At 63.6% G+C, this 14994-nt stretch carries 17 protein-coding genes; 5 read left to right on the top strand and 12 right to left on the bottom strand.

The features are described from left to right. Positions 1–3: 3 nt before the first annotated feature. The 3 genes from JY451_15445 to JY451_15435 form a co-directional block, all read right to left on the bottom strand. Positions 4–1854, bottom strand: a complete 1851-nt coding sequence (locus JY451_15445; protein QZH75014.1) for a PEP-utilizing protein mobile subunit — start codon at positions 1852–1854, stop codon at positions 4–6. Between the two features lie 148 nt (positions 1855–2002). Beyond that, positions 2003–2905, bottom strand: a complete 903-nt coding sequence (locus JY451_15440; GenBank protein ID QZH75013.1) for an alpha/beta hydrolase — start codon at positions 2903–2905, stop codon at positions 2003–2005. Beyond that, on the bottom strand, positions 2889–3869 hold the full coding sequence (locus JY451_15435; GenBank protein QZH75012.1) for a helix-turn-helix domain-containing protein: 981 nt from the start codon (positions 3867–3869) through the stop codon (positions 2889–2891). The genes JY451_15440 and JY451_15435 overlap by 17 nt, the downstream gene beginning before the upstream one ends. A gap of 119 nt (positions 3870–3988) precedes the next feature. Here JY451_15435 and JY451_15430 point away from each other — a divergent pair, with 119 nt between their 5' ends. Continuing rightward, a complete protein-coding gene (locus tag JY451_15430; protein QZH75011.1) occupies positions 3989–4978 on the top strand; it encodes a phosphatase PAP2 family protein in 990 nt (329 codons plus the stop codon). Here the strand turns inward: JY451_15430 and JY451_15425 are convergent. Genes JY451_15425 through JY451_15405 form a run of 5 tightly spaced genes read right to left on the bottom strand, consistent with a single transcriptional unit; the run spans position 4935 to position 8363 of the window. Continuing rightward, entirely contained in the window at positions 4935–6287 is a 1353-nt protein-coding gene (locus JY451_15425) for an aldehyde dehydrogenase family protein (protein QZH75010.1), read from the bottom strand. The two genes, JY451_15430 and JY451_15425, sit on opposite strands and share 44 nt — an antisense overlap. 21 nt (positions 6288–6308) lie before the next feature. Beyond that, positions 6309–6677, bottom strand: a complete 369-nt coding sequence (locus JY451_15420) for a hypothetical protein (protein QZH75009.1) — start codon at positions 6675–6677, stop codon at positions 6309–6311. A 6-nt stretch (positions 6678–6683) separates the two neighbouring features. Beyond that, complete coding sequence (locus JY451_15415; protein QZH75008.1) at positions 6684–7526, bottom strand: protocatechuate 3,4-dioxygenase; 843 nt, start codon at positions 7524–7526, stop codon at positions 6684–6686. Next, the gene (gene ligA, locus JY451_15410) at positions 7526–7930 is read right to left on the bottom strand and encodes a protocatechuate 4,5-dioxygenase subunit alpha (GenBank protein ID QZH75007.1); all 405 of its coding nucleotides are present in this window, start codon (positions 7928–7930) and stop codon (positions 7526–7528) included. The genes JY451_15415 and ligA overlap by 1 nt, the downstream gene beginning before the upstream one ends. Before the next feature lie 22 nt (positions 7931–7952). Beyond that, a complete protein-coding gene (locus tag JY451_15405) occupies positions 7953–8363 on the bottom strand; it encodes a MarR family transcriptional regulator (GenBank protein ID QZH75006.1) in 411 nt (136 codons plus the stop codon). Positions 8364–8483: 120 nt separating this feature from the next. On the opposite strand from JY451_15405, the gene JY451_15400 reads away from it, so the two are divergent. Beyond that, positions 8484–9356 carry a p-hydroxycinnamoyl CoA hydratase/lyase gene (locus JY451_15400; protein ID QZH75005.1) on the top strand — a complete coding sequence of 291 codons (873 nt, stop codon included), beginning with the start codon at positions 8484–8486 and terminating at the stop codon, positions 9354–9356. A gap of 133 nt (positions 9357–9489) precedes the next feature. Beyond that, on the top strand, positions 9490–11625 hold the full coding sequence (locus tag JY451_15395) for an acetate--CoA ligase family protein (protein QZH75004.1): 2136 nt from the start codon (positions 9490–9492) through the stop codon (positions 11623–11625). Positions 11626–11748: 123 nt separating this feature from the next. On the opposite strand, the gene rplI is transcribed toward JY451_15395, so the two are convergent. Genes rplI through rpsF form a run of 3 tightly spaced genes read right to left on the bottom strand, consistent with a single transcriptional unit; the run spans position 11749 to position 12960 of the window. Beyond that, complete coding sequence (gene rplI, locus JY451_15390; GenBank protein ID QZH75003.1) at positions 11749–12357, bottom strand: 50S ribosomal protein L9; 609 nt, start codon at positions 12355–12357, stop codon at positions 11749–11751. Between the two features lie 13 nt (positions 12358–12370). Continuing rightward, the gene (locus JY451_15385) at positions 12371–12595 is read right to left on the bottom strand and encodes a 30S ribosomal protein S18 (GenBank protein ID QZH75002.1); all 225 of its coding nucleotides are present in this window, start codon (positions 12593–12595) and stop codon (positions 12371–12373) included. Then, positions 12595–12960: a 30S ribosomal protein S6 gene (gene rpsF / locus JY451_15380; GenBank protein QZH75001.1), complete on the bottom strand. Its 366-nt coding sequence runs from the start codon at positions 12958–12960 to the stop codon at positions 12595–12597. The genes JY451_15385 and rpsF overlap by 1 nt, the downstream gene beginning before the upstream one ends. A gap of 185 nt (positions 12961–13145) precedes the next feature. Between rpsF and JY451_15375 the strand changes: the two genes are divergently transcribed. Together JY451_15375 and JY451_15370 are read left to right on the top strand one after the other, a co-directional pair. Then, positions 13146–13637: a DUF3237 family protein gene (locus tag JY451_15375; protein ID QZH75000.1), complete on the top strand. Its 492-nt coding sequence runs from the start codon at positions 13146–13148 to the stop codon at positions 13635–13637. A 73-nt stretch (positions 13638–13710) separates the two neighbouring features. Next, positions 13711–14667, top strand: coding sequence for a DUF808 domain-containing protein (locus JY451_15370; protein ID QZH74999.1), 957 nt, complete (start codon positions 13711–13713; stop codon positions 14665–14667). 15 nt (positions 14668–14682) lie between these two features. On the opposite strand, the gene JY451_15365 is transcribed toward JY451_15370, so the two are convergent. Then, the gene (locus JY451_15365) at positions 14683–14982 is read right to left on the bottom strand and encodes a hypothetical protein (GenBank protein ID QZH74998.1); all 300 of its coding nucleotides are present in this window, start codon (positions 14980–14982) and stop codon (positions 14683–14685) included. Positions 14983–14994 lie beyond the last annotated feature (12 nt).

The following is a 14994-nucleotide window of genomic DNA, read 5'->3' as shown; positions in this document are numbered from 1 at the left end:
GGTTCAGGCGTCCTCCAGCGCGCGCTCGACCTCGGCAGGCTGTTCGAGGATAGTCACCGTCCCCTTGCCACCATCCACCCTGATCCGCGCGCCGTCCTTGATCTTCTGCGTCGCCGAACCGGTGCCGACCACGGCAGGCAGGCCGTACTCGCGCGCGACAATCGCCATGTGGCTCATCGAGCCGCCGATATCGGAAACCGCCGCGCTGATCCGCTGGAACAGCGGCGACCACGTGGGATTGGTGACCTGACAGACAAGGATATCGCCCTGCTGAATGCGGTCGATTTCCTTCGCCGATTTCACCACCCGCGCGATGCCTTCGACCACGCCCGAACAGGCAGCAAAGCCCTTCAGCTCGTTGGGATCGCCTTCGCCATCGGACAGCCAGGCATCGAGATTGTCGCGGGTGATCCCCCACAGCATCACGATGGCCGGATCGTCGATCACATCGGGCACATGACCGAGCGCAGGGGGCACCGTCTCCTCCGCCCAGACCGCAATCGCCGCCTTGCGCTGTTCGACAATCGCGGGCCAGCGCTTCGGCCCGAGCGGCGGCGACCCGCTGGACCAGGCGAGCATCAGATCGACGATCGCGCTTTCGAGTTCGTAATGGGTGAGGTGGAACACGTCCTCCTCGTGCTCGAAGAAGCCGTGTTCCACCAGCAGGGTACCGAACGCCCTGATCTTGTTGAAAAACAGGTTCGTGTACCAATGCTCGCAGTAGAACTTATGCCCTTCGACATAGGGAAAAACCCGGTGTGCGAGTCCGATCAACTGATCGTAGGTCGCCCGGTCCTCCTCGGTATCGAGCAGTTCGCGATAGTCGGCGACCAGCGCCTCGCGCTCCTCGATCAGCCGTTCCATCGGCCGCTCGATATTCTCGCCAGCCTTCACCTTGGCGATATAGCCGGGCAGGGCGGAGAAGGGCATCGACAGGTCGTCGTTCCAGCTGCGGTGATAATGGTAGAAGCCGTCGCCGACATTGACGTTGAACCACGGGTTGCGGCTGGTATCGAGCTCGACCAGCCATTCCTTGCCGTGATCGCCCAGCGCGTCGAGATCGGCCAGCACCTGCGCGATGTCCATCCCGGAAGTGAACTGGTCGTCCACCCCCAGTTCTACCGCACGGCGGGCAAGGCGCTTGATCTCTTCGTCCGGCCGGAAGATTTCCGCTTCCATTCCCGCCACCATCCGGCTGATCGCCTGGTCGGAAATCTCCGGGAAGGCCTTCTTGCAGAAGTCGAAGAAGGTCAGGTACGCGCCGTAGCCTAGCAGCAGGAATTCGAAGTGGTGGTGCCACATCCGGAAATAGCCTTCTAGCGTCTTCCGGTAGGTATCTATCAGCGCGTGATTGGCAGCGACGCCCTTGCCGGTATGCGTCGTCTCGATCGGCTCCAGTTCGGGCAGCGAGGGATCGGGCAGCGCCTGCGCCTCCGCGATCAACGTCTTCATCTTCACTTTCCAGCTGGCGTAAAGCTCTTCCCAGTGCTCGTAGTAATAGAATCCGCGCTGCTGGAATTCGACCACGCGGGCAGCGACTTCCTCCGGATCGGTGACCGGCACCCCGCCGATGAACACGCGCCCGTTGATGATGCGGTGATCGATGCCCTTGGTGGTCGGCAGCACATGCACGCGGGTATTGAACGCCCCCAGCGCGCAATAGGCGGCCTCTGCCGTGATCATGTCGAAATGATGCATCGGTTCAGGGAAGTGCATCGAATTGTAGAACCAGAACCGCTCGTCATCCTCGGGCACGAACTGGCAGTAGTAGGGATAGGCGGCCTGTGCCGCTTCGGTACCGGGGGTCACCGCCACGCTCGACGGCAGCGGAAAGCTTTTGGCTTCGGGCATCATGCATCCTCTCGTATGCGACCCGAGCGGCGGCGGCTTTTCGCCGTCTCGCCTGGGGCTCGGGATTGAGCGGGATGCTATGCCTTGCGAGGGGCAAGGGCAAAGGATTCGCGCGCAGGGCGAGTGGGATGAATGCGATAGCGATTTTGTCTTATTGTGGGGTCGTGACCCGGCGGGTGAAGCGGGCCATATCCTCCAGCACTGGCGCGCGGCTGCGCAGGGGGCGGGCGAGGGCGATCACCACGTCGATATGGTCCACCCCGGCATAGCGCACCACTTCGGCCTCGACCCCGGCTGCCTTGAGCCGGGCCGCGAGAGCTGCGCTGTTGCGCGGCTTGACGGTGGTGTCGTCCTCACCCGTCAGCAGCAGCGCCGGTGGGGCGCTGGCATCGGCGAAGGTAATCGGCTGGGTGTCGGCGGCTTCGGGCCAGTCGCCAAAGGCCGCAATCGAGGAATCAGTATCGAAGGGCACGAAATCGTATGGACCTGCCAGCCCGACCATGCCCGCCACTGCGGCGCGATCATCGCCCAGCCAGCGCGGATCGTTAGCCAGCATCGCGGCGATATAGGCACCCGCCGAATGCCCGGCGAGGACGATCCGCTCGCCATCGCCGCCATGCTCGCCGATATTCGCCCGGACCCAGCGCACTGCGGCCGCGCCATCTTCCACGAAACCGGGGAAATGCACTTCCGGCACTAAACGGTAATCGGGCACGACGACAACGAACCCCTGCGCCGCCAGCGCCCGCGCGGCGAAGTCGTAACCGTGGCGGCTGCCCGAATTCCAGCTGCCGCCGTAGAACCAGACGATCACCGGGCGCGGGATGTTGGCTGCATCCACCGGAGCATAGATATCCAGCATGCGCCGCTCTCCCGTGCCATAGGCGATGCCATCCACGATTTTCCGGCTGCCTGCATCCTTGGGCACCAGCGCGTTGAAGGTGCGCAGGGGCGAAACGGCGTAGGATATGCCCAACGCGAGCACTCCCAGCAGCACTACGGCAAACACCAATTTCACGCTTCCTGCCCGATCCCGTTCAGTTGTTCGGCGCATGGCCCGCGCGCCACTGGCTCGGCGTAATGCCGAAGCGCTTGCGGAACAGGCGCGTGAAATAGCCCGGATCGAGAAAGCCGGTGCGATAGGCGATATCGGCGACCGAGAGGCTGCGCGCACGCGGATCGATCAGCAGGTCACCCGCGCGGTCCAGCCGCATCGCGTTCAGTTCCTGCACGAAGCTGGTGCCGCTGCCCGCCAGCAGCGTTTGCAGATAGCGCTTCGAGATACCGCAATCTTCCGCTACCTTTTCCGGGCCGAGATCGGGATCGGCATAGTCGCTTTCGATCCGCCGCAGGATCCGCCGCGCCAGTTGCCCGCGATGGCGAGTGCTTTCGCCCGGTTCGTGAAAACCGGTGGCGAGCGCCAGCAGGCTGCCGACCTGCTCGGCGATCAGCGGGCGGGGGAGGGGGGCGTTGTCCAGCCCGTCCGCCATCGTTTCCAGCAGCGCACCGAGCGGCGCACCCCAGCCCCCGCGCGCGCTGATCGGCTGCGCCAGCAGGGCATCGGGATCGGGCAAGTGCTTTTCCAGCCAGGCGGCGGGCATCATCAGGTCAAGCGCTTCGTGCGGCGTCGCCATTTCCATCTGGTAGTACTTGGTATTGTCCACCAGCACGAATTGCCCCGGCTCCACGGTGAATCGTTTGCCCTGCATCGTCGTCTTGAGCGCGCCTTGGCGGGCATAGACCAGCTGGATCGAGGGCGCGGCGCGACCGGCGCTGCCTTCCAGCCCGGTATGCGTCACCCGCTGTGCCGGGGCGTGGAGGTGGAGCAGCCGCAACTGACCGATGCCGTGGCTGGTCCAGCGCGCGGCGAAAGCGTTGGGATCGAACACCTCGACTTCCACCGGGGCGATGGTGGAAGCGGCCCATTCGCGCCACTGGCTGATCGCTTCGGGACGCGCCAGGCCATCCGAGGTCCAGCTCTCGACATCCTTGGTCGGCGGTTTCGCTTCAGGCGTCATGGGACGATTTACCTCGCAATAGTCCATTCTGGCAAGCCCGCTGGACAATTGACAGGCGCTTTCCTCACTGACGTGCGACTTTAGCACCACCTTAACCATGATCCGATAACACCGCGCCCGTGACGATCGAGCGCAACTGGTTCATTCCCTGCCTGCTGCTGACAGCGGGGGCGATCCTGTTTGCCTTGTGGCACACGCCAGCGGCGAGCGATTTGCTGCCCGCATTGGGAATCCTGCCCGCATGGATCGCCGGGAGTGCAGTGCTGGGCTTAATCCTCGGCTTCGCGGCGATGGCGGTGCAGGGTGAGAAAAGCCCGCTTTCGGCCACCATCCGCTTCGTGCGCGCGAACCACTGGCGGATCGCCGGGGCGGGGCTGTTCATGGCGCTCGCGGGGCTCAATCTGGTCGCTTTCATGTGGATCAAGCCGCTTCTCAATGTGCTGGTGCCGTTCTGGGCCGATCCGCTGCTGGCCGATCTCGATGGGGCGCTGTTCCTGGGGCATGAGCCGTGGACATTATTGCAATGGCTCAACTTTCCCGCCGCCGGGCTGATCTATCACCCGGTGTGGTTCCTTTCGATCATGCTCGGGCTGCTGCTGGCAATCGCCGCGCCAAGCTCGCCCGATCGCTCTGCCGTATTGCTGGGATATTTCGTGCTGTGGACGCTGGTTGCGCCGCTGGTGCACTCCGCGCTGCCCGCCGCGGGGCCGATCTTCTACGAGGCGATGGGTTACGGCCCGCGCTTTGCCGCCATGCCGGTCAATCCGGAAACGGCGGGAGTGGCCGACTACCTCTGGCAGTTCTACGCTAGCGGCAGCACCGGTGCGGGCAACGGAATTTCCGCCATGCCGTCCATGCATGTCACCACCAGCACATGGGTGGTGATCGCAGTCTGGACCAGCGCGCGGCGGCTGCTGCCTCTGGCCTTGCTCGCTTTCCTGACGGTCTTCGGCATGTCGATTGCGCTGGGCTGGCACTATGCGCTGGACGGCGTGGTGGGCGCGATGGCGGCGGTTGGCTGCCATGTCGCCTTGCGCGCGCTGTTCCGGGCGCGGCTGGCTCCGCTCAGGCCGGAGCCATATGCCGGTACACCGCCCGTTCGTGGCTGAAGGCCTTGAAGCCCCAATAGCCGTGATAGCTGCCGGTTCCGCTGCCGTTCACGCCGCCGAAGGGCAGGCGGTTTTCGAGATAGTGTGAGAACACCCCGTTCAGCGTGGCGCCGCCTGACGAAGTGCGCTGGAGCACCCGCTCCATGTTCTCCTCGCTGGGGCTGAACATGTACAGTGCCAGCGGCTTGTCGCGCGCGGCGATGTAATCGATCACCTGGTCGAGATTGTCGTAGGTCATCACCGGCAGAACGGGCGCGAAAATCTCGTCCTGCAAAATTGTCATCTGCGGGGTGACATTGGTGAGCATGGTCGGGTGGATCGTCAGGTCGCCTTCATCCACCTGCCCGCCCACGGCCACCGTCGCGCCCTGCGCAACGGCATCGTCCACCATGCCCTTCACCCGGTCGAAATTCGCCTTGTTGACGATCTGGGCGATGGCGCTCTTGTCCAGTTCGCCCGAGCCGTAGAGGTTCGCTTCGACATTGGCGCGGAAGCCTTCGACCAGTTCGGCCTGGCGCCCTTCGGGCACGAAGACGTAATCGGGGCAGATGCACGCCTGCCCGCCGTTGAACTGCTTGGCCCCGGCGAGTGCGGCGGCGATGGGGGCGATGTCCGCGCCTTCATCGATAATGACCGGGCTCTTGCCGCCCAGCTCCAGCGTCACGCTGGCGAGGTTTTTCGCCGCCGCCGCCATCACGATCTTGCCCACGCGGGTGGAGCCGGTGAAGAAAATGTGGTTGAACGGCAGTTCGAGCAGCGCCTCGGCTACCGAAACATCGCCTTCGAACACCGCGACTTCGTTTTCGTCGAAGGCTTCTTCGATGATCGTCTTGGCCACCTTGGCGACATTGGGGCAGAGGTCGGTCAGCTTAACCATGCACGTGTTCCCCGCCGCCACCGCCGCCGCGACGGGTCCGAGCGTGAGGCCGAGCGGGAAGTTCCACGGGCCGAGGATCAGGCACACCCCGCGCGCTTCGGGCACGATCATCGCCTTGTCGGCGGGGTTCTTGCTCGGCGTGACTTCGGTGGGCTGCATCCATTGTTCCAGCTCGTCGATATTGAGCTGGATGTTGCCGAGCACGTTGAGCACTTCGGTAACGCGAATCTCGCCCTCCGGCTTGCGCGTGTCCCTGAGCACGGCGGCGATGATGTCGTCGGTATGAGCGGCGACGGCGGCTTTGAGCCTTTCCAATTTCGCACGGCGCGCGGCGGCGGAGCTTGCCTTCACTTCCCACTGATGCGCCTGCTGGAGCGCAAAGACGCGGGCGATGTCGGCGGATTGATCGGCGGCAGTGGGTTGGGTGGTCATGGGTTCTCGCTAGTCCAAAAATTAGTCGCAAACGAAGCCGGCGGAATTGGGCGACCTACAAATCAGATAGCCCCCTTCGGGCCGGGGTCGCAGATGAAATCGGAAAGTTGCATCTTCGCGGAAATAGGTATGGCCAAAGTAAGTTACATCGACGCTTGAGTTCGGCAATTCGCCAATTTCTACCCGCGCAACATGAAATCTGGCGGTCATCACGCCAGAGCCCAACAGGTCACCAGGTTGAGTGGCGGATTCGTATCCAAGATTCTCAAGTTGCCCGACCGCAATTACGTCACCCGCTGCCAAGTCCGCCGCTCGCGGCGGTGCTTTATCGAAGCTTGAGGTCGAGCAAGCAGAAATGAGCAGTGCCAAGGGCAAGATCAATTTGCGCATTCTGGCTTAACTCCGCGCCTCATAGACAACATGCCCCACCGCCGTATTGCTCGCGGGCACACGGTAGAAGCGGTGCTTTTCCTCCACGCCGTATCCCAGCGCGGCGCGCATGATCAGCCACATGATCAGTTCGATGCCTTCGGTCCCGGCTTCGCGCAGGTACTCCAGCCGGGTGATGTATTTCAGTTCTTCCGGCTCGTGCGCCAGCAGGTCGATGAAGCGGCGGTCGAACTCCTCGTTGATCAGCCCCGCGCGGGTGCCCTGCAACTGGTGGCTCATCCCGCCGGTGCCCCAGACCTGCACCTTGAGGTCCTCCGGGAATGTCTTCACCGCATTGCGGATCGCCTCGCCCAGCTTCCAGCAGCGTTCGCCCGAAGGGGTGGGGAACTGGGTGACGTTGACGGCGAGCGGGATTACCCGGCAGGGCCATTCCTCCGGCTGGCCGAACACCAGGCTGAGCGGCACGGTAAGGCCGTGGTCGACGTCCATTTCGTTGATGAGCGTAATGTCGAATTCGTCGATCACCAGCTGCTCGGCCACATGCGCGGCGAGATCGAGGTGGTTCTTGACGATTGGCACCGGGCGGCGACCCCAGCCTTCGTCGGCGCTTTCGAATTCCTCTGCAAAGCCCACCGCGAAAGTGGGGACGATATCGAGCATCAATGCCGAGGCGTGATCGTTATAGACGAGGATCACCACGTCGGGCGTGTTGTCCTTCACCCATTCCTTGACGAATTCGTAGCCGGCGAAGATCGGCTGCCAGTAGGGTTCGGCCTGCTTGCCCAGATCGATCGCCGCGCCGATGGCGGGCACGTGGCTGGTGGCAATTCCGGCGGTAATGCGGGCCATCAGTTACCCTCCCGGATCGAACGCAGGCCCTCGGGCGAACGCCCGCCGTCGAGCATCATTTGCGCATATTCCTCAGCGCTCATGCCGGACATCGAGCTGACCGCCTTCTGCGCGCTCCAGCCGTCGGTGCTGGCGATCTTGACGAGGAAGTACATGTTCCCGCCCAGCTGGATCAGCCGCCCCAGATCGCGCGCGAGTACGCCCTGCTTCTGCTCCTCGGTCATCTTGTAGCGATCGAGATAGGCGCGCTCGTCCGCCTTGAAGGCGGCGCGGTTCTCGGCCTTCATCAGGCTCATGCAGAACTTGTGCAGGTGATAGGCCTCGCGGCTGCGGCGGGCATTGAAGACGATGGTGCCGGGAATGTCGTCCAGCTCGTCGAGCGAATAGAGGCGGGTACGGGGCATGGTTGATCCTATGGCTGAAGCGTCAGCTCCACAAGGCGTTGAGTGCGGGGAGCAAATGTTGGCGGTGTTCCGGCGGGACGCGGGTGAGCAGTTCGGCTTCGAAGTTCTCGATCACCGCGCGCGCTTCCTCGCAGCGCGTCGCGCCAGCGGGGGTGAGGGCGAGGCCCTGCGACTTGCCGTCGATGGCGTGTTTTTCGAGCAGGCCGGCGCTTTCCAGCCGCTTCAGCAGCGGGACCATGTTGGCGCGCTGGATATCGAGCTTGCGGCCCAGCGCGCTGGCGGTGATTTCGGGATGGGCGGCGAGGATCAGAAGCACCGATGCTTCGGACTGGCGCAGGTCGAGCGCGGCCAGCCGCGCGGCCAGTTCAGCCCCCGTCGCATTGGCGGCGCGACGCAGCGAATAGCCGGGGTAAATCGAAAGCGGATCATCCATCGCGCAGGTGATAGCGATTGTTGTTGCGCATAACAATCCACGAATCTACATCGCGGCCAACAAATGCACTCGGCGCGAGTCGTCGGGAAATTCAGGCCCAAAAAATTTCAGGAGAGCATCATGGCCGAAGCAACCAAAGCCCCCTCGCAGCCCGATCCCCGCCCGCAGGAAGAGACCGTCAAGTGCCATGTCGAGGACGGCATTGCCTGGGTCAGCTTCAACCGCCCGGACAAGCGCAATTGCATGAGCCCGAAGCTCAACCGGCAGATGCTGATCACCATCGAGGAACTGGAATTCCGCGACGACGTGCAGGTGCTGGTGCTCACCGGCGAAGGCTCGGCCTGGTCGGCGGGGATGGACCTGCTCGAATACTTCCGCGAAGCCGAGCAGATCGGCCTGTCGCAAGTGCGCAAGCATCAGCGCGAAGCCTATTCGTGGTGGGAACGGCTGCGCTGGTTCGAGAAGCCGACCGTGGCGATGATCAACGGCTGGTGCTTCGGCGGCGCCTACGGCCCGCTGTTCGCCTGCGATCTGGCCTTCTGTTCGGATGAGGCACAGTTCGGCCTGTCCGAAATCAACTGGGCGATCTTGCCCGGCGGCGGCGCGAGCAAGGTGGCGGCGGAGCTGCTGCCGTTCCGCGATGCCATGTACCACGCGATGATGGGCGAAAACCTCACCGGACCGCAGGCTGCGGAATTGCGGATGGTCAACGAATCGCTCCCCGCCGACCAGTTGAAGGCGCGGGTTGTCGAAGTCTGCGAAGTGCTCAAGAAGAAGGACAGCCACGCCCTGCGCGCCACCAAGTGGGCGATGCGCCGGGTGATGGAAATGACCTACGACAATGCCGAGGATTACCTGATCCGGGCGCAGGAAGCGCTCAACCAGTTCGGCGGCGTGGAAAGCCGCAAGGAAGCGACCCGCCAATTCCTCGATGCCAAGACCTTCAAGCCGGGGCTGGGCGTGTTCGACAAGAGCACTTTGGGGAAGAATTGAGCTTTCTTCTCCCCTCCCGCTAGCGGGAGGGGCCGGGGGTGGGCCTGTTTCGGCAAGGCTCGCTTTGCTCGCCCCCACCCCTGACCCCTCCCGCAAGCGGGAGGGGGACTATTGCGCCAGATCGAGGATCAACATGACCACCACCCGCCGCTTCACCAATGCCCAGCTCGACCGGCTGCTGCGCCCTAAATCGGTCGCGGTGATCGGTGCGTCGGATCGCCACGGGGCCTTGGGCTGCACCCTGCTCAACAACCTGGTGCAGTACGAATTCGCGGGCGACATCTATCCGGTGAACCCCAAGCGCGATGAATTGCTGGGGCTGAAGGTCTGCAAGGGCGTCGAGGAACTGCCCGAAGGCGTGGATTGCGCCGTGCTCGCCATCCCCCGCGCCTTCGTGATCGATACGGTGCGGCAACTGGCGCAGAAGGGATGCGGCGCGGCGGTGATCTATGCGGCCGGATTCTCCGAAGCGGGGGAGGAAGGCGCGAAGGACCAGGCCGAACTGGCGCGGATTGCCGAAGAACACGGCATGATCATCGAAGGCCCCAACTGCCTCGGCTGCACCAATTACGTCGCGCGGGTGCCGCTCACTTTCGTCGAAATCAACATGCAGACCCCGCCGGAAGGCGCGCGTGCGGTGGGGATCGCCAGCCAGTCGGGCGCGCTGGCGGCGGTGCTCGCAACCACGCTGCACCCGCGCGGCTGCTATGTCAGCACCTCGGTTTCCACCGGCAACGAGGCGGCCAGCGGGGTCGAGGACTATGTCGAGTGGCTGGTGGACGATCCCGCCACCCACGTCATCGCCATGTATGTCGAGAACTTCCGCCGCCCCGCTGCCTTCATCGCCGCCGCCCGCCGGGCGCGCGCAGCGGGCAAGCCGATCGTCTTGCTGCATCCGGGCAAGAGCGACAAGGCGCAGGCCAGCGCTGCCACGCACACCGGCGCAATGGCAGGCGATTTCAAGCTGATGCAGGCCAAGCTGGCGCGCGAAGGCGTGATCTTCGCCGCAACGCTGGAGGAACTGGCGGACATCACCACCATCGCGCTCACCTGCCCGACGCTGCCGGGAGCGAACATGGTGGTGCTGGGCGAAAGCGGCGCGCTGCGCGGCCTCGCCTTCGACATTGCCGAGGAAATCGGGCTCGACCTGCTGCATCTCGATGACGACAACAGCCCTGTCCTGCGCGCGGTGCTGCCGCCTTTCGTGCCGGTCTCCAATCCCACGGACATCACCGCCATCGGCCTGAGCGAGCCAGAAATCTACACCCGCCTGCTCACCGCCTTGCTGGAGGATGATCGCGTCGGCTGCGTGGTGGCGAGCATCATCCAGTCCGATCCGATCACGTCGCAGATCAAGTTCCCCGCGATCCAGAAAGTGCTCGACGGGCACAGCTTCGCCAAGCCGCTGGTCTTCGCCGGGGTGGACGAGGGCGCGAACGTGCCACAGCATTTTATCGACGGACTGCGCGCGGTGGGCATCCCGTGGTTCGCCAGCACCGAGCGCGCCTATCGCGCGATTGCCCGACTGGCCGATCTGGCGAAGCGCGACCTGAGTGATCGTTCTGGCGAGCCGCTGGCAATTCCGTCACTTGGCGATGTGCATGGCGTGGTCCCGGAATATCGGGCCAAGGCATTGCTGGCGCCATTGGGCATCCCGTTCCCGCAAAGCACCTTCGCCGCAAGCGCGGACGAAGCCGCTGCTGCTGCCGATGCTCTGGGTTATCCGGTGGTAATGAAAGCACAGGCTGCCGCGCTGGGCCACAAGAGCGATGCGGGCGGGGTGATCCTGAACCTCAAGTCCGCCGACGATGTGTGCGCGGCGTTCGAACGGATGTTCGGCAATGTCGCCGCCTACGATGCCACGATCGTGCTGGACGGCGTGCTGATCGAGAAGATGGGCACGATGGGTGTCGAGATGATCGTCGGTGCCAAGCACGATCCCGAATGGGGGCCCGTGGTGCTCGCGGGCTTTGGCGGGGTGACGGCAGAGATCCTCAAGGACGTTAAGCTGTTCACCCCCGATCTTGGGGTCGAGCAGGTGAAGGAAGGGTTGCTCTCGCTGCAACAGGCCCCGCTGCTGACAGGCTGGCGCGGTAGCCCGGCGCTCAATGTCGATGCGCTGGCGGCGCTGGTGGTGCAGATCGGGCGGGTAATGACGGGCAATCCGTCGATCCGCGAAATCGATCTCAATCCGGTGATCGTCTATCCTGCGGGGCCCAATGCTTCAGGGGGCGTGATTGCGCTCGATGCGCTGATGCTGGTGGACTGAATTCCTTATCTCCTCCGGGCTGAGTAGTCCGGTTGCGTCGTAACATTTTCCCCCAAACGAAGAGGGGCGCTACCGTTTCCGGCAGCGCCCCGACTTGTCTCTTTGCAGCAGAAGCAATCAGCTTCAGGCGTTCGCTTCGCCCTCGGCAGCGTCTTCGTCCGCGCTCGGCAGCTCGCCAAGTTCGCGGTCGGGGTCGAGGGCTTCGGTGAAGCCTTCGGCTTCGCCACGATCTTCTTCGAAGGCGGCGGCGAGGATGTCGACACCCTTGCTTTGTAATTCGGCTTCGTCGTCCGAACGGGCGACGTTGGCCTTGATCGTGACTTCGACTTCCGGGTGCAGCGCAATGGTCACTTCGAAAACGCCGATGGTCTTGATCGGCGCGCCCATCACGACCTGACGTTTGTCGACATCGTGGCCCTGTTCCTTGAGAGCCTGCGCCACGTCTCGCACGTTGACCGAGCCGTAAAGCTGGCCAGCATTGGAAGCCGCGCGCAGCAGCACGATTTCGGCACCGGCAACGGTTTCGGCCTGCTTCGCAGCCGCATCGCGCTTCTGCACGTTCTCGGTCTCGAGACGATCCCGGTTGGCTTCGAAAACCTTCCGGTTCGAATCGTTGGCGCGAAGAGCCTTCTTCTGCGGCAACAGGAAGTTGCGTGCGTAGCCGTCCTTCACGGTGACGACATCACCGATCGAGCCGAGCCCGCCGATGCGTTCGAGGAGAATGATATCCATGGTTATGCTCCCCTCACTTCACGACATAGGGCAGCAGGCCCAGGTGGCGGGCGCGCTTGATCGCCTTGGCCAGCTCGCGCTGCTTCTTGCCGGAAACGGCGGTGATGCGGCTCGGCACGATCTTGCCACGTTCGGACATGAAGCCCTGCAGCAGGCGCGTGTCCTTGTAATCTATGGCAGGTGCATCCTTGGCCGCGAACGGGCAGGATTTGCGACGACGGTGGAAAGGACGGGCCATCAGAAACGCTCCTCACGTTCGGACCGGCGCTTCTTGTCGCGGTCGTTCTTGCGCATCATCACAGAGGGGCCTTCCTCGTGCTCGTCTACCGAGACGGTGAGCCAGCGGATGATGTCTTCGTTGATGCGGTTCTGGCGCTCGAGCTCGGCCACCAGCGTGCCAGGCCCGTCGATGTTGAGCATCACGAAATGCGCCTTGCGGTTGCGGTCGATCTTGTAGGTGAGGGACTTGAGGCCCCAGGTTTCGGTCTTCACGACCTTGCCGCCCATGCTTTCCACGATTTCCGTGGCGCCGGCAGCAAGCGCGTCAACCTGAGCCTGGCTCAGATCCTGACGCGCGAGGAACACGTGCTCGTAAAGAGCCATGCTGCGCTTCCTTTCATTTCATGCCGATCGCTGGCATTGGCACGGCGAATTCCGTACGCGCCCCTCCGGCTTTCTTGATTTCCGCAATGTTGGCCTTCAGTCCCAGCGACGCGGAAGCCGGGCACATAGCGGGATTGGCGTGGAATGCAAGCGTGGTATGGCACGAGGCTGAGAGGGGAACTGAAATGCGAATTGCCTTAGCCGCCACTGCCATGTTCATCGCCGCGCCCACCATGGCGCAGGAGGCACCGGTGCTCGAGCATGTCTTCACCATTACCGCCGAACTCGGACCGATGGAGGACCTCGGCCTCACCGGGCGCGGGCCGCGACGGATCATTCCGATTACCGGTGGGACGGTGGAGGGCGAGCGGATTTCCGGCACGATCCGACCGGGCGCGTGGGACTGGCAACTCACCCGCACCGACGGCTGCACTGAACTGGAAGCGGATTATTTCATCGAGACCACGGACGGGGTGGTGATCAACGTGCTCAACCGTGCAACGATCTGCCCGCCTGCCGCTGGCGAAGCGCCGGGACCGATCTACACCAACCCGCAATTCGAACCGCCGCTAGGGGAGTTCGCGTGGCTGGGCCGCAATGCCTTTGTCGGGCGGCTGGAACTGGCGCAGGATCATCCCGTCCCGGCCGTACGGATTGCGATTTTTCGGGTGCAATAGAATCGCAGGCACTGGACAGGCGCACCGTGCGTTAGCAGAGCTTGCCAGCGACCTTTCCCGATCGGAGAATTCCATGCCCAGTGGCCTCGCCGCGCTTCTCGACGACGTATCCATCATCGCCCGCGCGGCCTCCGCCAGCGTGGATGACATAGCCGCCGCCGCCGGGCGTGCCGGGTCCAAGACCGCGGGTGTGGTGATCGACGATGCGGCTGTGACCCCTAGCTATGTCACCGGGCTATCTCCGAAGCGCGAGTTGCCGATCATCTGGAAGATCGCCAAGGGTAGCTTCTTCAACAAGCTCGTCATCCTGCTGCCTGCGGCCCTGCTGCTGAGCGAGTTCCTCCCGTGGGCGATCATTCCGATCCTGATGCTGGGCGGCGGATTCCTGTGTTACGAAGGCGCGGAAAAAGTGCTGGAGAAGCTTGGCGGGGCCAAGCACGGGGAGAACCTGGAAAGCCCGATCGAAGACCCGGTTGAGTTCGAGAAGAAGCGCGTTAGCGGCGCGATCCGCACCGACCTGATCCTGTCCGGCGAAATCATGGCGATCACCCTGAGCGAGGTTGCAGCTGAAACCCTGCTGGTGCGTGCAGGCGTGCTGGGCTTGGTCGGGATCATCATTACTGTGGTGGTTTATGGAGCGGTGGCGCTGATCGTAAAGATGGACGATGTGGGCCTCCATCTGGCGAAAGAGGCGATGACACAAGCGGGGCGCAAGTTCGGGCGAATGCTCGTCAATGCCATGCCGCACCTGCTGACAATTCTATCGCTGGTGGGCACTGTAGCGATGCTGTGGGTAGGCGGCGGGATCGTGATTCACGGCCTGCACGAGTTGGGAATACTGTTCCCCGAAGCGGCGATCCATCAGGCGCAGCATTGGGTGGAAGTGGTTGCCGGGGGGCTGGGCGGTGTACTCGGCTGGCTGACATTCGCCGGGCTGTCCGCAATCGTCGGGCTAGTGCTGGGTGCGATTATCGTGTTCGTGCTGCACAATGTGCTCGGGTTGGGGCACACCGAAGAAGCAGCGTACTAGGACGCGCCAAAGGGATCAGGCCGCCGCGCGGTAATTTCGGCGCTGCTCGGCGATCCAGGCGTCCCGCGTTGGCCAGCTCATCCCGTCGGAGCTTTCCACCCGGCCATCGGGATGGGCGACGAACCACACCTCGTCATCCGCCGCGCGTACATCGAGGCACAGCGGGGTAAGCCGCCGGTCATTGCCGACCTGCCAGCCGAGCACGTTGCAGGTGACCACATCGACCTGGTTATCGTCGAAATAGGCGGAAACGAGATAAGTGCCGGGCAGGGCATCGAACAACCCGACCCCGCCCGCGCGATAATTCTTCTGCATTGCTGGCGCTGC

This window comes from Erythrobacter sp. (assembly GCA_019739335.1).
Lineage (GTDB): Bacteria > Pseudomonadota > Alphaproteobacteria > Sphingomonadales > Sphingomonadaceae > Alteraurantiacibacter.
The sequence above is the reverse complement of the archived record's forward strand: the minus strand, read 5'-3'. Positions and strand labels throughout refer to the sequence as shown.